Annotated in this window: 20 protein-coding genes; 9 read left to right on the top strand and 11 right to left on the bottom strand. The window is 61.0% G+C overall.

All coding sequences use genetic code 11. The features are described from left to right. Positions 1-346: 346 nt before the first annotated feature. Positions 347-1,246, bottom strand: a complete 900-nt coding sequence (locus tag ACQ4MY_RS22785; RefSeq protein ID WP_440096546.1) for a LysR family transcriptional regulator — start codon at positions 1,244-1,246, stop codon at positions 347-349. Between the two features lie 228 nt (positions 1,247-1,474). Here ACQ4MY_RS22785 and ACQ4MY_RS22780 point away from each other — a divergent pair, with 228 nt between their 5' ends. Further along, entirely contained in the window at positions 1,475-2,491 is a 1,017-nt protein-coding gene (locus ACQ4MY_RS22780; protein WP_440096545.1) for an alpha/beta hydrolase, read from the top strand. Positions 2,492-2,740: 249 nt separating this feature from the next. Beyond that, on the top strand, positions 2,741-4,168 hold the full coding sequence (locus ACQ4MY_RS22775) for a mechanosensitive ion channel domain-containing protein (RefSeq protein WP_440096544.1): 1,428 nt from the start codon (positions 2,741-2,743) through the stop codon (positions 4,166-4,168). 78 nt (positions 4,169-4,246) lie between these two features. Here ACQ4MY_RS22775 and ycaC read toward each other — a convergent pair whose 3' ends face one another. The 5 genes from ycaC to ACQ4MY_RS22750 form a co-directional block, all read right to left on the bottom strand. After that, entirely contained in the window at positions 4,247-4,870 is a 624-nt protein-coding gene (gene ycaC / locus ACQ4MY_RS22770) for an isochorismate family cysteine hydrolase YcaC (RefSeq protein ID WP_007913541.1), read from the bottom strand. Between the two features lie 72 nt (positions 4,871-4,942). Next, positions 4,943-6,781 carry an amidohydrolase gene (locus ACQ4MY_RS22765; protein ID WP_440096543.1) on the bottom strand — a complete coding sequence of 613 codons (1,839 nt, stop codon included), beginning with the start codon at positions 6,779-6,781 and terminating at the stop codon, positions 4,943-4,945. Positions 6,782-6,824: 43 nt separating this feature from the next. Further along, entirely contained in the window at positions 6,825-7,451 is a 627-nt protein-coding gene (locus ACQ4MY_RS22760) for an antibiotic biosynthesis monooxygenase (RefSeq protein WP_440096542.1), read from the bottom strand. Then, a complete protein-coding gene (locus tag ACQ4MY_RS22755) occupies positions 7,444-7,860 on the bottom strand; it encodes a DoxX family protein (RefSeq protein ID WP_008079740.1) in 417 nt (138 codons plus the stop codon). The genes ACQ4MY_RS22760 and ACQ4MY_RS22755 overlap by 8 nt, the downstream gene beginning before the upstream one ends. 517 nt (positions 7,861-8,377) lie before the next feature. Next, positions 8,378-9,301: a LysR family transcriptional regulator gene (locus ACQ4MY_RS22750; RefSeq protein WP_008079739.1), complete on the bottom strand. Its 924-nt coding sequence runs from the start codon at positions 9,299-9,301 to the stop codon at positions 8,378-8,380. A 208-nt stretch (positions 9,302-9,509) separates the two neighbouring features. Here ACQ4MY_RS22750 and ACQ4MY_RS22745 point away from each other — a divergent pair, with 208 nt between their 5' ends. Continuing rightward, positions 9,510-9,947, top strand: a complete 438-nt coding sequence (locus ACQ4MY_RS22745; RefSeq protein WP_440096541.1) for a helix-turn-helix domain-containing protein — start codon at positions 9,510-9,512, stop codon at positions 9,945-9,947. Positions 9,948-10,069: 122 nt separating this feature from the next. Continuing rightward, positions 10,070-12,868: an ATP-binding protein gene (locus tag ACQ4MY_RS22740; RefSeq protein ID WP_440096540.1), complete on the top strand. Its 2,799-nt coding sequence runs from the start codon at positions 10,070-10,072 to the stop codon at positions 12,866-12,868. Here the strand turns inward: ACQ4MY_RS22740 and ACQ4MY_RS22735 are convergent. Next, positions 12,821-14,257: an ATP-binding protein gene (locus ACQ4MY_RS22735; protein ID WP_440096539.1), complete on the bottom strand. Its 1,437-nt coding sequence runs from the start codon at positions 14,255-14,257 to the stop codon at positions 12,821-12,823. The two genes, ACQ4MY_RS22740 and ACQ4MY_RS22735, sit on opposite strands and share 48 nt — an antisense overlap. A gap of 90 nt (positions 14,258-14,347) precedes the next feature. Next, positions 14,348-15,298, bottom strand: coding sequence for a GlxA family transcriptional regulator (locus tag ACQ4MY_RS22730; protein ID WP_440096538.1), 951 nt, complete (start codon positions 15,296-15,298; stop codon positions 14,348-14,350). A gap of 222 nt (positions 15,299-15,520) precedes the next feature. On the opposite strand from ACQ4MY_RS22730, the gene ACQ4MY_RS22725 reads away from it, so the two are divergent. Further along, positions 15,521-16,243, top strand: a complete 723-nt coding sequence (locus tag ACQ4MY_RS22725; RefSeq protein ID WP_440096537.1) for a pirin family protein — start codon at positions 15,521-15,523, stop codon at positions 16,241-16,243. 49 nt (positions 16,244-16,292) lie between these two features. Here the strand turns inward: ACQ4MY_RS22725 and ACQ4MY_RS22720 are convergent, their stop codons facing one another. Then, on the bottom strand, positions 16,293-16,751 hold the full coding sequence (locus ACQ4MY_RS22720; RefSeq protein WP_440096536.1) for a hypothetical protein: 459 nt from the start codon (positions 16,749-16,751) through the stop codon (positions 16,293-16,295). Positions 16,752-17,002: 251 nt separating this feature from the next. Continuing rightward, positions 17,003-17,878, bottom strand: coding sequence for a LysR family transcriptional regulator (locus ACQ4MY_RS22715; protein WP_440096535.1), 876 nt, complete (start codon positions 17,876-17,878; stop codon positions 17,003-17,005). A gap of 112 nt (positions 17,879-17,990) precedes the next feature. Here ACQ4MY_RS22715 and ACQ4MY_RS22710 point away from each other — a divergent pair, with 112 nt between their 5' ends. The 3 genes from ACQ4MY_RS22710 to ACQ4MY_RS22700 all read left to right on the top strand — a co-directional run bounded on the left by ACQ4MY_RS22710 (position 17,991) and on the right by ACQ4MY_RS22700 (position 21,392). After that, positions 17,991-19,265: a YbfB/YjiJ family MFS transporter gene (locus ACQ4MY_RS22710; RefSeq protein ID WP_440096534.1), complete on the top strand. Its 1,275-nt coding sequence runs from the start codon at positions 17,991-17,993 to the stop codon at positions 19,263-19,265. 71 nt (positions 19,266-19,336) lie between these two features. Beyond that, the gene (locus ACQ4MY_RS22705) at positions 19,337-20,335 is read left to right on the top strand and encodes an NAD(P)H-quinone oxidoreductase (protein ID WP_440096533.1); all 999 of its coding nucleotides are present in this window, start codon (positions 19,337-19,339) and stop codon (positions 20,333-20,335) included. 112 nt (positions 20,336-20,447) lie between these two features. Continuing rightward, complete coding sequence (locus ACQ4MY_RS22700; RefSeq protein ID WP_440096532.1) at positions 20,448-21,392, top strand: alpha/beta hydrolase; 945 nt, start codon at positions 20,448-20,450, stop codon at positions 21,390-21,392. Here ACQ4MY_RS22700 and ACQ4MY_RS22695 read toward each other — a convergent pair. Further along, entirely contained in the window at positions 21,389-23,200 is a 1,812-nt protein-coding gene (locus tag ACQ4MY_RS22695; protein WP_045123055.1) for an ABC transporter ATP-binding protein, read from the bottom strand. The two genes, ACQ4MY_RS22700 and ACQ4MY_RS22695, sit on opposite strands and share 4 nt — an antisense overlap. 19 nt (positions 23,201-23,219) lie before the next feature. Between ACQ4MY_RS22695 and ACQ4MY_RS22690 the strand changes: the two genes are divergently transcribed. Continuing rightward, on the top strand, positions 23,220-23,912 hold the full coding sequence (locus ACQ4MY_RS22690) for a hypothetical protein (RefSeq protein WP_440096531.1): 693 nt from the start codon (positions 23,220-23,222) through the stop codon (positions 23,910-23,912). Positions 23,913-23,945: the final 33 nt, after the last annotated feature.

Genomic DNA, 23,945 nt, shown 5'->3' with positions numbered 1-23,945 from the left:
CGCCTGCGATCAACTGTAGGAGTGAGCCTGCTCGCGGCGTACATGTCGGCGGCGAACCCGGCGACGACAAACGCACCAACTGACAATCCTGCAACACCACGAACCCTTGTGGGAGCTGGCTTGCCAGCGATGAGGCCAGATCAGACACTGCTGCATTGCCAGACCCACCGCCATCGCTGGCAAGCCAGCTCCCACAGGGTTCAGTGGTGTACGCAGATCCACAGTCGCCTGCGATCAACTGTAGGAGTGAGCCTGCTCGCGATAGCAGTGAGTCAGGCACAGCATAAGTGTCTGAATAATCGCTATCGCGAGCAGGCTCGCTCCTACAGTTTGATCTGCGTAAGGATCAGAGGGCGACGTTGCTTTGGTTGAGGCGTTCGCGCAGGAACTCGATCAACGCCTGCACCGGTCGTGAAGCCTGACGATGCTGCGGATACACCGCCGACAACGTCAGCGGCTCGGGACGCAAATCATCCAGCACCGGCACCAGCCGGCCATCCCTCAGCGCCGCGCCAACAATAAACGTCGGCAGATAGGTAATCCCCATCCCCTGCACCGCCGCATCCCGCAGCAACTCGCCATTGTTCACCCGCATGCGTCCGGTGACATTCACCAGCACCGGCTTGCCCTGCCCCGCGTTGAAGCGCCATTGCACCGAACGACTATGCCCGTACGGCAAACAGTCATGGCTGTGCAGGTCTTCCGGTTCAAGGGGCGTGCCGCGTTCAGCCAGATACGCCGGGCTGGCGCAGTACACCCGTTCGATGGAAGCGATACGGCGGGCAATCAAAGTCGAGTCTTCCAGTACGCCGATGCGCAGCGCCAGGTCGTAGCCTTCACCGAGCAGGTCAACCGGCCGATCACTCAGATCCACCTCTACCGTGACCTCCCGGTAGCGCTGCAAAAACATCGGCAGCAGACAACCGAGATGCGCCACGGCAAACGACAGCGGCGCACTCACGCGGATCGTCCCACGCGGCTCGGCGGTCTGCCCGGCGATGCCCTGCTCCACCTGCTCGACTTCGCCGAGCAAGCGCAACGCCGACTCGTAATAACTCTGGCCCAGCGGCGTGACGTCCAGTCGCCGCGTCGAGCGGTTCAACAACCGTACGCCGAGGCGTTCTTCCAGCTGCATCAAACGCCGGCTGACGAACTGCTTGGACAGCCCCAGTTGATCAGCCGCCGACGTGAAGCTGCCGGACTCCATGACCTGGCAAAAAATACGCATGTCTTCGAACGGGTTCATTGTCACTCTCTGGTGGACAGTTAAACGCTTTATAGCCGCTTTTTCACTTTCGAGCAGCTCATTAATCTGTGCTCACGGTTTGAAAACAACCCCCTACCGGTAGGAGCTGCAGCAGGCTGCGATCTTTTGATCCTGATCTGCGCAGAGGCTGGAAAAAGGCCAAAGCAGGATTAAAAGATCGCAGCCTGCGGCAGCTCCTACATCACACATTTGAAAATGGAATTGAACATGAACATTAAAAAGACGCTGACCGCCTCCCTCCTCGCCCTCTCCATCGGCAACGCTTTCGCCGCCGAAAGCAGCGGTGTCGAACACAACACCCAAGCCTTCCTCAACGCCCTCACCGCCGGTGGTGGCAAACCACTGGAGCAACTCAGCCCGAAAGACGCCCGTGCGGTGCTGACCGGTGCGCAGGCTTCGGTGAAAGTGGATTTGTCCGGTGTTGAAGTCAGCGACAAGGCGATCAAGGTCGATGGCCAGACGATCAACCTGAAAGTGGTGCGTCCGGCCAAGGTCAAAGGTGAATTGCCGGTGTTCATGTTCTTCCACGGTGGCGGCTGGGTGCTCGGTGATTACCCGACGCACCAGCGCTTGATTCGTGACTTGGTGGTGGGTTCCGGCGCCGTCGCGGTGTACGTCGATTACACGCCGTCGCCGGAAGCGCAGTACCCGACCGCAATCAACCAGGCCTACGCCGCAACCAAATGGGTGGCCGAGCACGGCAAGGACATCGGTGTCGACGGCAAGCGTCTGGCAGTGGCCGGCAACAGCGTCGGCGGCAACATGGCGGCGGTCGTGGCGTTGATGGCCAAGGAACAGAAAACCCCGGCACTGCGCTTTCAGCTGTTGATGTGGCCGGTGACCAATGCGCAGTTCGATGACGGTTCGTACCAGCAATTTGCCGAGGGCCATTTCCTCACCAAAGGCATGATGCAGTGGTTCTGGGACAACTACACCACCAACCCGGCCGAACGTGCGCAGATCCATGCTTCGCCACTCAACGCCAGCGCCGACCAGCTCAGAGGCTTGCCTGCCGCCCTGGTGCAGACCGCTGAATTCGACGTGTTGCGTGATGAAGGTGAAGGCTATGCGCGGCATCTCGATGCGGCCGGCGTGGCGGTGACCTCGGTGCGTTACAACGGGATGATTCATGACTTTGGCCTGCTCAATCCGCTGAGCCAGATTCCTGAGGTGCAGGCGGCAGTGCGTCAGGCGGCGGCTGAGCTGAAAACCCATTTGAACTGAGCCCAAGTCCTCGCCACACCCAACAGTGTGGTGAGATCTCCCTGCAAATGAAGAACCTGTGGTGAGGGGATTCATCCCCGTTCGGCGGCGCAGCCGTCGTGAAATCAGCGAATGCGGTATTTCAGAAAAATCGTAGTCGATGGTTTTAGGCTCGCTTCGCAACCCAACGGGGATAAATCCCCTCGCCACAGGTTCCTCAATGACAAAATTATTATCGCCCGCAGAGTTCGACTTAGACTGGAGTCTTCCATGTCCTTCCTCCTCACCCACCTGCTGTCCCTGAGCGCCGTTCTGCTGTTGCTCGACGCCGTGCTCTGGCACTTCTCGCCCTTCACCCATCGCGCTCCGAGAGTCGGTGTGCGCCTGGCGCTGTTCCTGGCGTTCACCGCGCTGGTGATCAACGCCGGCGTCAGTCCGTTGCAAGCACCACAATTTACCGATGACCGCGTGGCGCAGTTGGGTGCGACGGCGTTGGGGATTCTCTGGTGGCTGTACGCCGCGCGGGTGCTGACCGAAGTCATCGGTTTGGCACTGATGCGCCGCATCGGCCATAGCGGTCGTTTGCTGCAAGACGTGATCGGCGCATTGGTGTTTCTGGTGGCCATCGTTGCCGCTGCCGGCTACGTGCTGGAACTGCCGGTCAAAGGCTTGCTGGCGACCTCCGGCGTCGTCGCTATTGTCGTCGGTCTGGCGCTGCAAAGTACCTTGGCCGATGTGTTTTCCGGGATCGTCCTCAACACCACCAAACCCTACCAAGTAGATGATCTGGTGATGATCGACGGCGTCGAAGGCAAGGTTTTCGACATCGACTGGCGCGCCACGCACCTGCTCACCAGCGCCGGGACCATGGCGGTGGTGCCGAACTCGGTTGCGGCCAAGGCGAAAATCGTCAACCTCAGCCGCCCGAACAACATGCACGGCGTGTCGATCAGCATCAAAGTGCCGAACCACATTCGCCCGCGTCGAGTGCTCGATGCGCTCGACCGTACCTTGCAGGGTAGCAATGCTCTGTTGCTCAACCCGGCACCCAAAGCCGTGCTGAAAGAGGCCGGTGAAACGATGTCGGAATACGTCGCCAGCGGTTTCATTGCCGAACTGGGCAAGAAAAGCGAAGTGCGCAATCAGCTGTTCGATCTGGCTCACCGGCATTTGGAAGCGGCAGGCATTTCGCGCCATCCAGACGGCGTAATCGAACCGTCCACCCGTGCTCGCGCACTGCTCGATGAAGTGAAAATCTTCCGTTCGCTGAGCAGCGAAGAACGTGATCGCCTCGCTGAATCGATGGTCGCGCAGCAGTACTCGGCGGGCCAGGTGGTGCTGGATCTGGACGAAGTACCGGACAGTCTGTTCGTGATTGCCACCGGGGTGGTCAGCGCGACGGTGGCGGACGGCGACAGCAAGGTCGAGGCCGGGCGGATGGGGCCGAGTGAGGTCATGGGTGAACAAAGCATTCTGGCCGATACGCCGTCGCAGGCGACGTTCACGGCGCTGACGTCGAGCATCATTTATCGACTCGACAAGAACCTCACTCGTCAGTGCATGGAGCAGCGCACAGAGGTCAGTCGGGCGTTGAATAAATTGCAGGCGGTGCGTCAGCAGAACAGTCATCTCGCGTTGATGGCCAGGCCGGTGGCCGTGAGGAAAGGTGGATTTTTGGGGTGGTTGCAGAGGCGCTGAAAACAAAAGATCGCAGCCTTCGGCAGCTCCTACATGAGAACGCGTGTAGGAGCTGCCGAAGGCTGCGATCTTTTGATCTTACTTGGCAGTGAACTTGGTATAGCTGTTGATCAGGTTGCGGTAGTTAGGCAGACGCTCCGACAGCAGATGCGCCAACCCTTCCATGTCATTGCGCCAATCCCCCTGCAGCTCGCACGCCACCGAGAACCAGTTCAACAGGTGCGCACCCGCCGCCGACATCCGCGCCCACGCTGCCTGCTGCACGGTGGTGTTAAAGGTGCCCGACGAATCCGTCACCACAAACACTTCATAGCCTTCAGCAATCGCCGAAAGCGTCGGGAACGCCACGCAAACGTCAGTCACCACACCGGCGATGATCAGTTGCTTGCGACCGGTGGCTTTGATCGCTTTAACGAAATCTTCGTTGTCCCAGGCATTGATCTGGCCTGGACGCTGAATGAACGGTGCATCCGGAAACTGCTCGCGCAACTCAGGCACGATCGGGCCGTTGGGGCCGGCGTCGAAGCTGGTGGTGAGGATCGTCGGCAGTTTGAAGAACTTGGCGATGTCGCCCAGCGCCAGCACGTTGTTCTTGAATTCGTTCGGGGTGAAATCCTGTACCAGCGAGATCAGGCCGGTCTGGTGGTCGACCAGCAGTACAACCGCGTCATCTTTGTTCAGACGTGTGTAAGGAACGCTCATGGGAAAACTCCTGGATGGACGGATGGATGAAGCGTGAAGCGCCGACCGGTCGGCCGGCGCTTTGGGGGAGAATCAGAAAGCGAAGCAGGAGCAGCCGAACGCGCCCCAGAACCCGGCGAAGTCGCTGACCGGCGCGTTCGACATTCGCGCCTTTTCATGGCTGTGGGTGTGTACGGCGCACGGGCCGCTGCACTGGTGAACCTGCGCCTGCAATGGCGAATTCGGCCGCCAGTGGCCCGGGACTTTCACCACCGGCGACCAGTCCGGCAGCACCGGAATCGAGCGCGGGCCGAGGTCTTCAAAATCGCCAGCGGCGTAAACAATCTTGCCGCCAACCACGGTCAGTACCGACTCGATCCACTTGATTGCTTCTTCCTCGACATGGAAAAAATCCGCGCTCAGCGCCGCCAGATCCGCCAGTTGACCGACCTTGATCTGGCCCTTCTTGCCCTGTTCCGAGGAGAACCAGGCGCTGCCGTGAGTGAACAGTTCCAGCGCGGTGGTGCGCGGCAAACCTTCTTCGTACAAGGCCAGACCGCCGACCGTGCGACCGCTGACCATCCAGTACAGCGACGTCCACGGGTTGTAGCTGGAAACCCGCGTCGCATCGGTACCCGCGCCAACCGGCACACCTTCGGCAAGCATGCGTTTGATCGGCGGGGTCGCCTCGGCGGCTTGCTTGCCATAGCGGTCGACAAAATATTCACCCTGGAACGCCATGCGATCCTGAATCGCAATGCCGCCGCCCAACGCTTTCACCCGCTCGATGTTCTGCGGGGTGATGGTTTCAGCGTGGTCGAAAAACCACGGCAGACCGTTGAACGGAATGTCGCGGTTGACCTTCTCGAACACGTCGAGCATGCGGCTGATCGATTCGTTATATGTCGCGTGCAAACGAAACGGCCAGCGCTGTTCAACCAGGTGACGCACCACTGGTTCCAGCTCTTCCTCCATGGTTTGCGGCAGATCCGGACGCGGTTCGAGGAAGTCTTCGAAGTCCGCTGCGGAGAACACCAGCATCTCGCCGGCGCCGTTGTGGCGCAGGTAGTCGTCGCCCTGATGCAACTTGACGCTGCTAGTCCAGTTCTGGAAATCGCTCAGTTCTTCTTTCGGTTTCTGGGTGAACAGGTTGTAGGCGATGCGCACGGTCAACTGGTCGTCTTTGGCCAGTTGCTCGATCACTTGATAATCGTCCGGGTAGTTCTGGAAACCGCCGCCAGCATCGATCGCGCTGGTCAGGCCGAGGCGATTGAGTTCGCGCATGAACTGGCGGGTCGAGTTGACCTGATATTCCAGCGGCAGCTTCGGCCCTTTGGCCAGCGTCGAGTAGAGAATCATCGCGTTTGGCCGCGCGACCAGCATGCCAGTCGGGTTGCCATTGCTGTCGCGAACGATCTCGCCACCCGGCGGGTTCGGCGTGTCGCGGGTGTAACCGGCCACGCGCAGCGCGGCGCGGTTGAGCAACGCACGGTCATACAGATGCAGGATGAACACCGGGGTGTCCGGCGCGGCCTGGTTGATTTCTTCGAGGGTCGGCATGCGTTTTTCGGCGAACTGGAATTCGTTCCAGCCACCGACCACGCGCACCCATTGCGGCGTCGGCGTGCGGTCGGCCTGATCCTTGAGCATGCGCAGGGCGTCGGCCAACGACGGCACGCCTTCCCAGCGCAATTCCAGGTTGTAGTTCAAACCGCCACGGATCAGGTGCAAGTGCGAGTCGTTGAGGCCGGGAATGACGCAGCGGCCGTGCATGTCGACCACTTGCGTGTTCGGCCCGCGCAAGGCCATGGCCTGGTTGTCGTTGCCGACGACGACGAAGCGCCCATCAGTGATCGCCACGGCACTGGCCAGCGGTTTGGTGCGGTCGACGGTATGAAATTGGCCATTGAACAGAATCAGATCGGCGCTCATCGCAGTTCCTCAAGCAAAGTAAAAAGGAGCAAACCCCGCGCGCTCAACGCGGCGAGGTTTCTTGGGAATCGAGGTGTTCATGGGCCTGACTGGCTTCGAGCCACGGCGTAAACAAACGGGTGACCGGCGGCATCACCACGTACACCACCGACAGGACGATGGTCAGGGTGATCAGGAACGTGGCGACCACGTAATTGGACAGGATTGGATGCAGCCCCAGCAGCGGCCCCCAGATCAGGGGCACGAGCAAGGTGTGCGGCAGAATCACCAACAGCGAGACGACGGCCTGCTTCCAGCGCGGCGGCGGCGAAGCGGCATCGGCCAGCGGCGAGAACCAGAACTCTTTGATCGGCGCAACTTCGGTCTGATCGCCATCAGCCAGCATCGGCGCGGCTTCGGCGACCAGAGCCTGACGCTGCGGCGACTCCAGCCAGCCTTGCATCGCTTCAGTGGAGCTGAAACGCAGCACACAGGTGTAGAAATCGAGACGGCCGCGTTTGCCACGCACCACGTCTACGCCCAAATGGCCTTCACGCTGGCTCGCCACGCGGACGATATTGCGCAGCCAGGCTTCATACGCCGACTCGAAACCGGCCTTGATCCGGTGCTTGATGATCAAAGTGACGGTCTCATCGGCCCCCGGTGCTTGTGGATTGAGGACTTCAGGCATAACGCAGCACTCCGGGCAAACGAACAGGAATCACCAGCCGTCCCGGCCCGGCGATCAACACAGTGGTAAACAGGATCAACAGCAACCAGCCGAACTGCCCCTCGGCCACACTCCATTGCGGATGCACGACCAGCAGTGCTACCAGCAGCACAAAGAGAATAGGCACGCAGGCCAATCGCGCCAGTAACCCGGCGACGATCAGTAGTGGACAGAGGACTTCGGCGAAGATCGCCAGGATCAGGGTGAGGTGGGCGCCGAGGTGGAACGGGTCTTCGATCAGTTGCAGTTGCGCGGTGAAGTCCAGCAGCTTGGGCAAACCGTGGACCCACACTAAAAACAACCCGCCGCTGACCCGCAGGAACAGCAAACCGATGTCGAGTGCCTGTTCATCCCGTTGAGCAACGTGCATGGGCCCACCCTTTATAAGTTATTGGGGTGAATCATGCCGTGGAGGGCTGGGAGGAAATTGGATGGGTGTGCTCAGTTCTGCGCTGTGCCGGGATTCTGTCAACACCGCAACCTCCTGTGGGAGCTGGCTTGCCAGCGATAGCGGAGTGTCAGACACCATCACCGTTGGCTGAGCTGACGCCATCGCTGGCAAGCCAGGCTCCCACAGGATTTCTGATCGTTCCTACACTCGATGGAGCTGCCACGATTCGCTGCGAGACGAATGAGGGTGGCAGCTATACGCGGGTCGCAGACCGGGACTCTAGAACCGGCTGTAGGCAAAGGCGCAACGTTGCGTAGCCTGAAAGAGTGTCTGCGGGTGTTGCTTAAACGGCGTTGTTTAAGTCACCGACAATTCCTGGTTCACACCCATCCAATGTAGGAGTGAGCCTGCTCGCGATGGCGGTCTGTCAGACACGGCAATGCTGCCTGATAAACCGCTATCGCGAGCAGGCTCACTCCTACAGGGGGGATGGGATTTAAATCGCCGGGATATCCAGCGGCGCCGCCATGAATTGGCTGATCCTTGCGCGCAGCCATTTCTCCGCCGGATCGTTGTCATGCACCCCGCTCCACGCCATCGACAACTGCGCGGCATCGATCGGGAATGGCGGATCTTCGGCGCGCAGAGCACAGCCTTCCACCAGTGCGCAGGCGGCGTAATCCGGCACAGTGGCAATCATTTCGGTGCCGGCGAGCAAGGCGCGCAAGCCGCTGAACTGCGGCACGCCGAGAACCACGCGGCGACTGCGACCGACCTTGGCCAGATCCATGTCGATATTGCCGCTCAAGTCGCCAGAGAACGAAACCATCGCGTGCGGACGTTCGCAATATTCGTCCAGCGTCAGCGGCCCCGGACGATCATCGCCACGCAAGACTTTGCAGGGAATGTCGCGCAGTTTCTTGCGTTTGGCGTTGGCCGGCAGGTCGGTGGTGTAGCTGACGCCCACAGAGATTTCACCCGAAGCCAGCAGCGCCGGCATCAACAGGTAGTTGGCGCGCCGCACCACCACGACGATGCCCGGCGCCTCCTCTTGAAGCTGACGCAACAGCGGCGGAAACAAGCCGAACTCGGCGTCGTCCGACAAACCAATACGAAACACATCACAACTGCTGGCCGGGTCGAACTCCTTGGCCCGGCTGACAGCGCCGGAGATCACGTCCATCGCCGGTTGCAACTCCTTGAGAATCGCCAGGGCGCGAGCCGTGGGCTCCATCGACCGGCCGTTGCGCAGCAGCAACGGATCGTCGAACAGATCACGCAAGCGGCCCAGCGCCGCACTGACCGCCGGTTGCCCCATAAACAGTTTTTCAGCGACGCGGGTCAGGTTCTTTTCGAACATCAGCGCTTCGAAAATCACCAGCAGGTTCATGTCGACGCGGCGCAGATCATTACGGTTCATGGGCTCGATTTCCTTCTATGGCCAGCCAGCAAGTGCTACGCACTTTACTCGATCAACCGCCCTTGAAGCGCCGGTCAGCCAAGCAAATTAACAACGATTAACTCGTCAGCCGCAGGTCTGCACCCAACAATCGCTTCACTGCGCAGCGTTGTTTTTTGACCTGAGGGAAGGCGCCCGTGTGCATTCCCCACCGACACGGACCTTGGCCATGGCTCATTCACAGCACACCGTCGCCCTCGCCCTCGCCCCTGCCTGCGAACCCGGCACCCCGCGCACCGGTGGCCTCAGCCCGCAACGGGTGCGGCGGGTAAAACAACTGATTCTGGATCGCCTCGGCGAAAGCCTGGAAGTGACGGAACTGGCACAGGCCTGTTCGCTGTCGCGCAGTCACTTTTCCAGGGCCTTCAAGTGCAGCACCGGGGTATCGCCCCAAGACTGGATTCGCCGCCAACGCCTCGCTCGCGCCAAGCTTCTGATCCAGCACACTGACCTGAGCCTGACGCAAATCAGCCTGGAGTGCGGATTCTGCGATCAGGCGCATTTCTGCCATATTTTCACCCGCAGCGAAGGGATCAATCCGTTCGCCTGGCGCTGCCGAGTCGTGCGCGAACAGCACAGCGTGCGCCCCTCGCCTGCCGTGTTGTGAACCCGCCGCCGCTACCAGCCATTGCACCGACGCGCAAACCTGAGGATTATGCCCGGACACCTCGAAACAGACGGCTTGCGCGCGGTCTGTCGGGGCCGCCGCATCAGCACAGGAGCGAGCTGTTGAGTTTCCCAGCGAATCAGGCCATCGATTTCGGCCCCTATCGAATCCATCCGGCACAACGCCTGGTGCTTGAAGGCGAGCAGCCGCTGCGTCTGGGGCGCCGTGCCATGGACATTCTGCTGACCCTGCTGGCGCATGCTGGCGAAGTGGTCAGCAAGCAACAGTTGATGGCCGCCGTCTGGCCTGACAGCGTTGTCGAAGAGATCAATCTGCGCGTGCACATGGCAGCCCTGCGCAAGGCACTCGGCGACGGTCAGGCCGGGCAGCGCTACATCGTCACCGTGGCGCAACGCGGTTACAGTTTTGTTGCGCCGATCCTGCTGCACGCCATCGAACAGCAACCTGCCGGCGACAGCGCCGGGCGACATAACCTGCCATTGCGCCGCACGCGGATGATCGGCCGCCAGGCACTGGTCGACAACCTGATGACGCAACTGCCGCGCCAGCGCTGCATCACCCTGGTCGGCCCCGGCGGAATCGGCAAAACCACCGTCGCCTTGCGCGTTGCCGAGCAGTTGATCGGACGCTACCGCGACGGCATTCGCTTGCTCGATCTGGCGCCCCTGAGCGACCCGCGCATGATCTGCTCGCACCTGGCCGCCCTGCTCGACATTCTGCTGCACGACGGCGATCCGCTGGCGAGCCTGATCAGCGGCCTGCGCGAGCGGCAGATGCTGCTGGTGATCGACAATTGCGAACACCTGATCGACGCAGTAGCGCTGCTCAGCGAAAGCCTGTTGCGCGGCGCGCCGCAGGTACACATTCTGGCCACCAGCCGTGAGAGCCTGCGCGCCGAGGGCGAATACGTGCAGCGTCTGGAATCGCTCGATTGTCCGCCACCGTCAGCCGTCGAGGATCGTACGCAGGCGCTGGGGTTTTCTGCGTTGCAGCTGTTTGTCGAACGCGCCATGGCCGCCGATGAACATTTCGAACTTGATGAGGCCAACCTGGCGCAGGCCATCGAGATCTGCCAGCGCCTGGACGGTATTCCGCTGGCGCTGGAATTGGCGGCAGCGCAAATCAACAGCGCCGACCTGTCGGGGTTGCTCAGTCAGTTGCAGGGGCGCTTACCGCCGTTGGTGCCGGGCAGTCAGGAGCGTCACGTCACGCTGCGCGCCACGCTGGACTGGAGCTTCAATCTGCTCGGCCCTTGCGAACAGACCTGCCTGCGCCGCTTGGGCGTGTTTCGCGGCGGCTTTACGCTCGAGTCTGCCGCCGCCGTGATCGGCGGTCAGCGCATCGTGCCCGGGGCCGTGTTTGGCTCGATCACGCAGTTGGTGGCCAAGTCGCTGCTCAATGTCGAGGTCGGCGATGAAGAAGTGTTTTACCGCTTGCTCGACACCACCCGGCGCTATGCCCTGGAAAAACTCGATCAGGTCGCCGAGCTCGACGAAACCCGCAAACGTCATGGCGAACGCTGCCTGGCGTTGATGCATCAGGCGCAGAGCGCTTGGGAGCACACTCCGACCGCGCTGTGGATCGAACGCTACGCCCGCGGTCTGGAAGATTTGCGCGCGGCATTGGACTGGAGCCTCAAGGGAGCTGGCCCGGCGGATCTGGCGATTGCGCTGGCGGCGACGTCGGCGCCGTTATGGCAGGAGTTGTCGCTGCTCAAGGAGTATGGCGGCTACGTGCGCCAGGCCCTGACGCTGCTGGAAAACGCTGACGAGCCCTGCCCGCACCTGCAAATCGCTTTGAAACTGGCGCTCGGCAGCGCCTGTTATCACACCTGGGGCGGCACCCCGGAAACCATCGAAGCCTTCGCCAGCGCCCACGCCCTGGCGCAACAGCATGGCGATGTCGCCGGGCAACTGCGCGCCGTGTCCGGGCACATGGCCGTCAACCTCAGTTGCGGCCAGTATCAGGCCGCCCTGGCGCAAAGCGAACAATTCGATCGTCTCGGCCTGCACGGTGATCCGCTGTTGTCGCTGAGCACTCACCGGTTGCGGGTGCTGGCGCTGCATTACGCCGGCGATCAGCCGCAGGCCCGCCTGCATGCCGAACAGGTGATTCAGCGCATGGCGCAGAGCGGTCATCTCAATCGGTTTACTCACGGTTTCGGCGTGCAATACGACCAGAGCGTGGCTTCGTTGACGGTGCTCGCCCGGGTCTTGTGGCTGCAGGGGTTTCCCGAGCAGGCCTGGCGCACGGCGCGCCAGGCGCTGGACATCGCGGTGCAGATCAATCACGGCACCTCGATCTGCTACACGCTGGCGCTGGCCAGTTGCCTGATCGCTCATTACAACGGCGATCGGCAGAATGCCAAGGCCTTGCTGCAGCTGTTGCTGGAACAGGCGCAGAAGCATTCGGTGCTGCTGTTTCATACGTGGGCGCGGCACTATGCGCAGGTCATCGATGCGCCGACAAACGCCTCGGTGCCGGCCGATGACAGCGGATTGATCAAGGAAATCATGGTCACGCTGGACAGCCGTTTCGTTGATCAAGCGCTGCTGAAGCGGGCACACAGTGGCGCGGCGGGCTGGAGCACGGCGGAGATTTTGCGGGCTCGGGCGGAGCAGTTGCTGAGCTCAACCCCTACTGAAGTTCACGAAGCCGAACAGACCCTGCTGCAGGCCTTGTCGATCGCCCAATCCCAAGGCGCGCTGGCCTGGGAACTGCGTAGCGCCACTTCACTGGCCCTACTCTGGCAGCAACAGTCGCGTTATGACCAAGCGCTGGACCTGCTGACCCCGATCCACCAGCGTTTCACCGAAGGCTACGCCACGCCGGATTTGCGCAAGGTGCGCCTGCTAATCGATGCGTTGCGCAGTCAGGTGCACGTCGCCCGCTTGGGCTGAACGTCCCAGATAATGTAAATGGCGATGTTCGAAATCGCCGCTGATGAGCTTTTCCCGGGCATACAGCCGAGTGGTATGGAGCATGCGGTATTGCACAATCCCGTCACCGCGCACCACTGTCAGTAACGACTTGTGCACCAGTTGCTCGATGATCGATTGGCCGTCGGCCTCAGCGATGACGGCCAGCGCCGCCTCCAGCGTAAAACCCACTTTGAACACCGTCAGACGTTGCAGCACCCACTGCTGCGGTTCGCTCAAACTTCGGTAGCTCCATTGCAAAGCAGCGTGCATTGTCTGATGCCGTGGCACCGCAGTGCGGCGGCCCTGCCATTGCAGGCAATTGCCCAACTGCGCCTGCAACCCCAGCAGCGCCAGCGCATCGATCTGCGCCGCTGCCAGCTCAATCGCCAGAGGCAGACCGTCGAGTCGCCGGCAAATGTCGCGGATCACCAGCAAATCCTGTTCGCGCAAGCAGAAACCCTGCTGCCGGGCACGCGCACGACTGACAAATAATTGCACCGCCGAATAGCCCATCGTCTCCTCGACACTGTTCAACGCCGAGGACGTGGGAACGCTCAGGGGTGGCAACAGTTGCACGGTTTCCAGGTGGGCTTGCAGCCCTTCGCGACTGGTGGCGAGGATCGACAGGCGCGGCGCCGCTCCCAGCAACGTCTCGGTCAGCGCCTTGCAGGCTTCGCGCAGGTGTTCGCAATTGTCGAGCACCAGCAAACAGTGCTGAGTCGCCAGCGTGGACACATCGGTGTCGAGGGTTTGCAGAACATGGTCGAGCAGCCGCGTGTGATCATCGATCAGCGCCAGATCCACCAGCCAGACGCCATCACGAAAATGTTGCAGCAGCAGTTCTGCAACCCGCAACGCCACAGTCGACTTACCTACACCTGCCGGCCCCGTCACACTCATCAACCGGCACAGTGGCACTTGCCGCACCAGGGCGCCGACCAGCGAATCGCGGCCAGTTACCGGTGTCAACCGCGCGGGCAGATTATGCTGGGGGGCTTGCAGGCTTTCGAAGACCACTTGCGCCACGCTGTCACCGTGTACCGGGGCGACAAAGCTGTAGCCGCATTGCGGCACATTGACGATGTAGCGCTGGCCGTTCTCGCCATCGCCAAGCGCCCGGCGCAACGCCGCTATGTGTACACGCAGGTTGATCTCTTCGACCACCGACGTGGGCCAGACCAGCGCAATCAGTTGTTCCTTCCTGACCACCCGACCGGCGCGCTCGACCAGCACCTGGAGGATGTCCAGCGCGCGGCCGCCCATGCGCAATTGCCGATCCCCTTCGAGGATCAGACGCTGGCGCAAATGAAAGGCGAAAGGCCCGAAACGCAGGACAGATGCCGCGTGCAAATCGTTGAGGCTGTTCATGCCAACCATCTTGGCAGCCTCGGGTGACGGGACAACTGCCACGCGGGGCGCAACACGGACATCCGGGTGCGCGAAACGGACAGAACCGCTCTAGCTGAACTGTTCGCGGTACTGCGCGGGGGTCAGGCCGAGCTTTTCAGCAAACAGGAAACGCATGTGCCGCACGCTGCCGAAACCGCTTTTATAGGCCACGGTCTTCAAGGGCAGCTCACTGGTTTCCAGCAGGTTTCGCGCGCAGTCGATGCGCGCGCTTTGCAGAAACTCCATCGGGGTCATGTCGACATCGCGGGTGAACACGCGAGCGAAATGCCGCGCGCTCATGTTGGCCAACCCGGCCATGCGCTCGACGCTGAAGGCTTCGTCAATGTGCTCCAGGACGAAGTTCTGCACGCGGGTGATCGGTGTTTCCTGCGGTGCAACCGCCGCCATCAAGGGGCTGAACTGCGCCTGGCCGCCCTGGCGTTTCATCACCACCAGCAACACTTTGGCAACATCCTGCGCGACCTTTTTCCCGTGATCGCGGGCGACGACGGCCAAGGCCAGGTCGATCCCTGCGGTCACACCGCCTGAAGTGATCAGGTTGCGATCCTCGACAAAGATCTGATCGGTCGTGACGTTGGCCTTGGGGAACCCCTTGATCAGGCGCTCGGTGTAGCTCCAGTGCGTAGTCACCCGGTAGCCATCGAGCAAACCGGCGTGACCGAGCACGAACGCCCCGGTACAGATCGATCCGTAGCGCTCGGCACGCCGGACCGCCCCTTGCAACCAGTCAAGCAACGGTGGGTGTTTTTCGTTGTAGGCCCCCGGACCGCCCGGCACCAGCAACAAATCATGGTGCTCCTGCGCCTGATCAATATGACGGTCGGTGTGTACCAGCACACCGTTGGATGCACGCAGCGGCCCGTGCTCGGTGCCCAATGTCGTCAGTTGGTAATGCGACTCAGGCTTGAGATAGCGGTTGGCAACCGAGAAAACTTCCATCGGCCCGGCCATGTCGAGCAGGAGAAAGTCGGGGAACAACACCATTGCCACGGTTTTCATGGGGAGCCATCGCTGAAATCAAAAATAAATGAACGCATCAAGCAGGCTGAGCATTATGGCCAAGTGCAGCGCGGTTGACGGAAAAAAATGCGTGAACTGCTGCGCATTACTGTCAACCTGAACGGGACAGTCTTTCAATTTTCATCTACTTATTGCATTGGATGGTAACCAGTAAGCTTCTCCTCACTCGGACGAATTCACGTCCCCCCAGGAGATTTCATCATGCTGACTCTTCGCAAAGCCTCCGATCGTGGCCTCGCCAATCACGGCTGGTTGAAGTCGTTCCACACCTTCTCTTTCGCCAGCTACCGCGACCCGCGTGAGCAGGGTTTCTCCGACCTGCTGGTGATCAATGACGACCGCGTCGCGGCCGGCAAGGGCTTCGGCCAACACCCGCACCGCGACATGGAGATTTTTTCCTACGGGCTGGAAGGCGCACTGGAACACAAGGACACCCTTGGCACCGGTTCAGTGATCCGCCCCGGCGACGTACAACTGATGAGCGCCGGCAGCGGCGTGGCGCACAGCGAGTTCAACCATTCGGCGAGCCAGCCTGTGCACTTTTTGCAGATCTGGATTGTGCCGGAAGTCAGCGGCGCCAAACCGCGCTATCAGCAGGAGCACTTCAGCGCCGAGCAGAAACGTGGTCGCTTGCAACTGATCATTTCGCCCGACGGTAAACAAGGTTCGTTGAAAGTCCGTCAGGATGCGCGGGTGTTTGCCGGCCTGTTCGATGGCAAGGAAAGCGCCACGCTGAAATTGGCGGCTGACCGTTATGCCTACGTGCATGTGGCGCGTGGCCGTGTTGAACTCAATGGCGTGCAATTGCAGGAAGGCGATGGCGTACGGGTTCGTGAAGAACAGGCGCTGACCTTGAGCAATGGCGTGGATGCCGAAGTACTGGTGTTTGATCTGCGGCCGCAGGAGTTGCCGCAGATGCCATGAGGCGGTGTTTTAACGCCCACAAAAAACGGCCTTCCTTGAAGGCCGTTTTTTATTGTGGCGGTGTGGGCACTGGCAACATGAACGGCGTGGGAACACTGAACTCCTTGCCGGCCTGAATGGCCGTCAGGGTGCTTTGAATCGCTACATACATGTTGGCCTGGTTGGCGTAATAAGAGCCGACGACAATGGCGACTATGCCCAGTAACTGGACGGCCGTTGCAGCCCAGACATTGGCCTTTACCGTAGCGCCTTGCCGGGCAGCCTCCTGCGCTCCTCGGGCAAGTTCGTGCATCTCCTGAGCGATCAGGTCGTAGCGCTTGTCTCGTTCGGATTGAGTTTTTTCTCGTTCGACTTGAGTGTTTTCGCGTTCGGCTTGGGTCTTGTCGCGCCCTGCCTGAACCGAGAGAAACCCGTCGATTTTTGCCGACACAGCGTCCAGCCGAGCATCCATCCTTGTTTCAATGGTCTCGATCCTGGCATTGAATTCTTCACGACTGATAGCGTTCATGGCTTGGGGGTTCCGACCTTTGCTCGTTACGTCACTGACTGGAGATTGACTGATTTGCATGGTTTTCAATTCGACACCTTCCTGGGTCTACCGATACCGTCCCTGTTACATCACATCAGTACGAGACCTGCGTCTCTTACCGAGCTGTCGAAACGATAGAACCCATCCAAAAACCTGACAAGCCGGCCGATTCTGCCTCTGCTGTAGGCTGTTTCGTCAGGCGATGTAGCCTTGCCAGAACAACCCCGCCACTACTCGTTCTGCGCCGCAAACGCCTCTACAATCTGCTCGATCACCGCCCTCACCCGCGCGGTATGGCGCAGATCTGCGTGGGTCACCAGCCAGACCTCGTAGGGCAATGGCCGCGTCCGCTCTGGCCAGAGCCTGACCAAACTATCGCGCTCGCCCATGTACACGGGAATTTCTCCTACACCCAGGCCTGCCGCAATAGAGCGGCGCACCAACAGGCTGGAGCCGAGCCCGGCGACAATGCGCCCGCGATTCAGCGGTTCAGAGACAAGGGTCAGGTCTTTGTTGCCCTGCAAGTACGGTTGATAGACCACCAGATCATGGCCCTCGAACGCTGAACCCGGCTGCGGAACACCCTTGGCGTCGACATAAGCCTGGGACGCGAACAACCCCACCGGCCAACGAGCGATCCGTCGCGCGATCAAATCCGGATTGTCCGGCCGGGTGTTGCGCACGGCGATGTCGGCTTCGCGTTTGGCCAGGCTGAGAATCTGCGTCGACGCGTCCAGTTGCACGCGCACATCCGGGTGTTGTTCGTGCAGCCTGGCGATGGCCGGGATCAGAAAGTCGATGGCGAGCGAATCGGTGGTGCTGACCCGCACGTTGCCGGTCAGACGATCATCGAGGCCCTGAATCTGTCGCTCCAGTTCCAGCGCTGAATGCTCCATTTTTTCCACACTTTTCAGTGCCGCTTCGCCAACCGCCGTCAGTGCGTAGCCGTCGGAAGTGCGCAAGAACAAGGTCGCGCCAAGGGATTTTTCCAGCGCGGTGACACGCCGACCGACGGTGGCCTGATCTACCCCCAGAACGCGCGCCGCGCCGCGCAATGTGGACTCGCGACAAACGGCGAGAAATACCCGGGCATCATCCCAATTCATAGAAACTCCTGATGATGCAAATCTGCATCAGTGTGCCGCCAATTCGCTGCATTATCGCCGCAACGATAGCCGATAAGCTGGGCGCCATAAACTTTCCTCGGAATCGCCCATTATGCGTACCTCATCCTCGACCGGCCTCTGGCTGCCGATCTTCGCCGGGCTCTGCGCCAGCCTGGTCAGCATCGGTCTGGCGCGTTTTGCCTACACACCGTTGATTCCTTCGCTGATTCAGGCGCAATGGTTTGCCGCCAGTGACGTGGTCTACCTCGGCGCCGCCAATCTGGTCGGCTACCTTATCGGCGCCCTGCTCGGCCGACCGCTGGCGCGGCATCTGGGCAACAAAACGTCGCTGCGCCTGATGATGCTGGCGGTGACGGCAGCGTTTTTTGCCTGTGCGTATCCGCTGTCGCTGAGCTGGTTTTTCGGCTGGCGTCTGCTGTCGGGGGTCGCCGGTGGCGCGATCATGGTGCTGGTCGCCGCCACCGTGCTGCCGCATGTGCCGGTGGCGCGTCGGGGGCTGGCCAGTGGAGCGATTTTTCTCGGCATTGGCCTGGGCATCGCCGGCTCCGGGACAATTGTCCCGCCGCTGTTGAGCCTGGGTTTGCAAGCCACTTGGCTGGGGCTCGGCGCCTTGTCGCTGGTGCTGACGGCGCTGAGCTGGTTCGGCTGGCCGACTGATCTGCCACATCCTGTTGCCGCGCAACACAGCGCTGTAGCTCAGCCGACACCGCCCGGCGTTTATTTGTTGTTTGCCCAATACGCGTTCATGGCGGCGGGTCTGGTGCCAGCCATGGTCTTTCTGGTCGATTACGTCGCCCGTGGGCTCGGCGCCGGCGCGCATGTCGGTGCGCTGGTGTGGGTGATGTATGGCTTGGGGGCAATTGTCGGGCCGGTGAGTTATGGCTTTCTGGCGGATCGCTTTGGCGCGCTCTGGAGCATTCGCCTGGTGCTGGTGGTGCAGGCGCTTGCCCTTGGTTTGCTGGCGGTGGCCCATTCGTTCCTGGCGCTGGCGCTGCTTGCGGTGATACTCGGCTCTTTTCCGCCCGGCATCGTCCCCCTGGCCCTGGCTCGCGTGCATGAACTGGTCCCGGAACATCATCGCCAACAAATTGCCTGGAGCCGCGCCACGGTGTCGTTTGCCTCCTTTCAGGCGCTGGCCGGGTTTGCTTATTCGGCGCTGTTCAATGCCTCGGGCGGCCATCACGCCTTGCTGTTCCTGATTGCCGCTGGCGCAATCGTCGTGGCGCTGATCTTGGAGCAGGTCGCAAATGCATGGAAACACGCAAGCCACTGTAGGAGTGAGCCTGCTCGCGATAGCAATCCGTCTGAAAACACATCACTGAGCACCATGGCGCCCACGCGAACAAGCTCACTGCCACAGGGTTAACCGGATCGACCTGAATTTATCGAGCGAAGCACGACTCCCATCTACACACACCTTGACCAGGAGGAACCGAAATGTCCCTACCCAACGAAATGACCCGAATCGAAATCACCGCACCCGGCGGCCCGGATGTCCTCCAGCCCAAGCGCGTGCAGTTGCCGACGCCTGCCGCTGGCGAAGTGCTGATCCGCGTGCATGCCGCTGGCGTCAACCGGCCGGATGCCTTGCAGCGCGCCGGCAAGTATCCGATGAAGCCCGGAATGGACCCGATCCCCGGTCTGGAAGTGGCCGGTGAAGTGGTCGCGCTGGGCACCGGTGTCAGCGAGTTTGCCGTGGGCGACAAAGTCTGCGCGCTGACCAACGGCAGTGGTTACAGCGAGTACTGCGCAGTGCCGGCAGGCCAGACCTTACCGATACCCGACGGGCTGGACTGGGTCCGAGCGGCCGCGATCCCGGAAACATTTTTTACCGTTTGGGCCAACCTGTTCGGCCTTGGCGGCGCCAGTCGCGGGCAACGCGCATTGATTCACGGCGGCACCAGCGGCATCGGCACCACCGCCCTGATGCTCTGCCGCGAATTCGGCATAGAAGCGTTCGCCACCGCCGGCAGCCCTGAGAAATGTGCAGCGATCAGCAAACTCGGCGGCCAGCCGATCAATTATCGCGAGGCCGAGTTCGCCAAAGTCATTGCCGAGAAAACCGCTGGGCAGGGCGTCAATGTGATTCTCGACATCATGGGCGGTTCGTACCTCAACGATAACGTCAGCGCCCTGGCGATGGATGGCCGCCTGGTCATGCTCGGCTTCCTCGGCGGCGCACGGGCCAACGACTTCGATCTGTTGGCGATGATGGCCAAACGCGCGGTCATCACCGGATCGCTCCTGCGCGCCCGCAGTGCTGCCGAAAAAGCCGCGATCGCCAGGCAACTGCGCGAGCACGTATGGCCAGCGCTGTCTGCCGGGCGTTGCCTGCCGATCATCGACAAGGTCTACCCGCTCGCCGAGGCCGCGCAGGCCCATGCGCACATGGAGGCCGGCGACCATATCGGCAAAATTGTCTTGCAGGTGGCTTGAGCCGTTGCAGCATTTTGTAACTGTGCGCTGCGGGCGGTGGTCGAAAATGTCCCGCGCCGACCAAGGCATCTGGTAAAAAGCGTTCTTTGTCTGCGCATGGGTGAAACGTTTAATGTTCCTGTCTTTCATGACTCGTCTGCGTCGCCGCCGTTTGGCGTTCGCCTGCATGGCCGCGCTGATTATTGGCGTGCCGACGAGTTGTGCGGTGCTGGAACACGCCGAACGCAAGCTGCTGTTTCGCATCGAGCCGGGCACGGCGGGCTGGTATCACGGCCTGCCCGGCAGCGTGCAGGAACTGGACCTGCGGCCGAAAAGCTTCAAGGCCGGGCAAAACATTCATGCCTGGTGGTGGCCGGCAGAAAAGGCCAATGCTCCGGCCATTCTGTATTTGCACGGCGTGCGCTGGAACCTCACCGGGCAACTGTTTCGCATCGAACAATTGCGCGCGGCAGGCTACTCGGTCTTGGCCATCGACTACCGGGGCTTCGGTCAGAGTCGCGGCGATCTGCCGTCGGAAAGCAGTGTTTACGAAGATGCGCGGGTGGCGTGGGAACGTTTCAAACTGCTGCAACCGGACCCAAACAAACGCCTGATCTACGGCCACTCCCTCGGCGGTGCCGTGGCGGTCGACCTGGCGGCTGAACTGGGTCAGAACGCGGCGCGCAATCACACCCCGCTGCCGGTGCGCGGATTGATCATCGAGTCGACCTTCACCACGCTGGCGGATGTCGCCGCCTCCGTGGCCCACACCTCGCTGCCGGTGAACTGGCTGATGTCGCAGAAATTCAATTCGATCGACAAGATTGCCGACATTCACATGCCGCTGCTGGTGGTGCATGGTCTGGCTGACGCATTCGTGCCATCACGCTTCAGCGAACAACTGTTCAATGCCGCGCAGCAACCCAAGCGTCTGCTACTGGTGCCGGGCGGTACCCACAACAACAGCATGGCGCTCGGCGGGCAGAATTACCGCAAGGCCATCGACAGCCTGATGCAGAGCAAACCCGCGCCCCGTGTCGCCGGGCCGGCGAACGTGCGCAGCGGCCGGGACACTTAACGGTAGCCGCGCGCCTGCAAGTCGAACAGTTGCGCGTAGTGCCCGGCAGCGGCGATCAGTTGCTCGTGGCCACCCTGCTCAAGAATCCGCCCCTGTTGCAGCACGATGATGTGGTCTGCATTGCGCACGCTGGAAAAACGGTGGGAGATCAGCAACGTCATGCGTCCTTCGCTGTGCTGGCTGAAATGCTCGAACACTGCCGCTTCCGCCGCCGGGTCGAGCGCCGAGGTCGGCTCATCGAGGATCAGAATGTCGGCATCACGGCGCATGTACGCGCGGGACAAGGCAATCTTCTGCCACTGCCCACCGGACAATTCCTGGCCACCGGCAAACCAGCGCCCCAACTGCGTCGCATAACCCTTGTCGAGCCCTTCGATGAAGGGGGCCGCCATGCCTTGGGCAGCGGCCTCCTGCCAACGCTGCGGGTCGTTGAACGCCAGGGTATCGCCGACGCCGATGTTTTCGCCGACGCTGAACTGATAGCGGATGTAATCCTGAAAAATCACGCCAATGCGCCGACGTAACGCGGTCTCCTGCCAATCCTGCAAATCGCTGCCGTCGAGCAGAATGCGCCCCTGGTCAGGGCGGTAGAGCCGCGTCAGTAATTTGATCAGTGTGGTCTTGCCGGAACCGTTCTCCCCGACCAACGCCATGCTCTTGCCTGGCACCAGTTGCAGGTCGATGTTTTCCAGGGCTGGCCGACTGGCACCGGGATAACGGAAACCGACGTTTTCGAAACGCAGACCATCGCCCGGGCAGGCTCCGACGGTCAGGTGGCCGGTATCCGCCTGCACCGGTTCGGCCAGGTATTCATAAAGACTGGTCAGGTAGAGGCCGTCTTCGTACAGGCCGCTGATCGCACTCAGGCTGCTGCTCACCGCACTTTGACCTTGCTTGAACAGCACCAGGTACATGGTCATCTGACCGAGACTGATCTGGCCATGCACGGCATCGATCACCACCCACGCATAGGCCACGTAGAACGCCGCAGTACCGAGCAGGCCGAGGCCGAAACCCCAGCCGTCGCGCCGCAATGTCAGGCGTCGGTCTTCGGCATACAGCCTGGCGAACGTGTCGCGATAGCGTTGCAGCAACAGTGGGGCAAAGCCGAACAGCTTGACTTCTTTGATATAGGTTTCGTGGGACAGTAAAGTTTCGATGTAGCTCTGCTGGCGACTCTCCGGCGCGCGGCGGGTGAACAGGCGGAAGGCATCACCGGAAAAATGCGCCTCGGCAAAGAACACCGGCAACGCCCCCACCACCAGCAGCACCAGCGCCCAAGGGGAAAAGTGCACCAGCAGCACACCAAAACTTATCAGCATGATCAGGTTCTGAATCAAGCCCAACGACTTCATGACCAGCGCCAGTGGCCGGGTCGATGCCTCGCGACGCACGCGCACCAGTTTGTCGTAGAACTCGGAGTTTTCGAACTGCACCAGTGACAGGGTCTGCGCTTTTTCCAGGATCAGCGTATTGACCTTCTGCCCCAGTTGCACGCGCAGCAGCGACTGCTGCACCGACAGTGCTCGTTGCGTGCCGGACAACAGCGCCAACACCCCAGCTTCCAGCAATACATAGCGCAACACCGGCCACAGCGGCGCATTGCCTTGTTGTGCGTGCAACTGCATCGCCGCCACCACGGCATCGACAATCCGCTGGCCCAGCCATGCCGCCAGTGCTGGCAGCAAGCCGGCCACCAGCGTTGCCAGCACCAGCCCCAGAAACAAGCCACGCGACGTTTCCCAGACCAGTCGCATGGCTCGCTGCGCCTGATCAAACAAAGAGGTGATACGCGATAGATCAGGCATGCGGTAATAAGCTCTGCAGATGATGACAGTGGCTCATGGTACTCCAGCGCCACCACTGAATTTCACACCGCAAAGGTTCCTCGGCATACTGGCGCCCTCCCCGACACCACGAAAAGGACTGCGTGTGTTAACCCGCCCCAAAGCTCCATGGATTTACTACCTGATCTGCTGGCTTGCCGCGCTGTCACTGCTGGCGCACATCGTTTTCACTGACTGGAAGCTGTTGAAACCGACCGACGTCGGCGGCACCTTGATGGGCGGCATGAACGGACTAGTGCTCAACGGTGGCTGGCTCATGGCCGTGACGGGGTTGTTGTTGACCTTGATCTTGCGCGCGCCGGGATCGGTTTTTGCCTGCGTCGGCGCAGGCGTTTCTACCTTGGGCATTGGCTCCTTTTGCTACCTCAACTATCCAGACAATGCGGATCAGTTGATCTATAGCGTCAGTCCAGACGAAATCGGCCGAGCCATGTTGACCGGTGCCGGCTTTGTGGCCTTGGGGCTGTTCCCGCGCCCGCGCTTCAAGACCACCGCTCTACCGCCCCGCCCTCTCCTCATCGGCCAGTTGGTCGTGGCACTGCTGATCGCCCTGTTGTTTGTCGGGCTACCGATAAACAACGCCCTGCAAAAGCCGCTGCCGAGTTGCGCATTCGATAAACAAGGCCACCAATTGTCAATTTGCCTGGGCAACGATCGCGTCATCGTCGATTAGGCAGCTCAGTGCAGTGCTAAGCCCAGCACTTCT

This window comes from Pseudomonas sp. SM4, from assembly GCF_051913165.1.
Classification (GTDB): Bacteria; Pseudomonadota; Gammaproteobacteria; order Pseudomonadales; family Pseudomonadaceae; genus Aquipseudomonas.
Note: the sequence above shows the minus strand (reverse complement) of the source record. Positions and strands in the feature narration are given on the sequence as shown.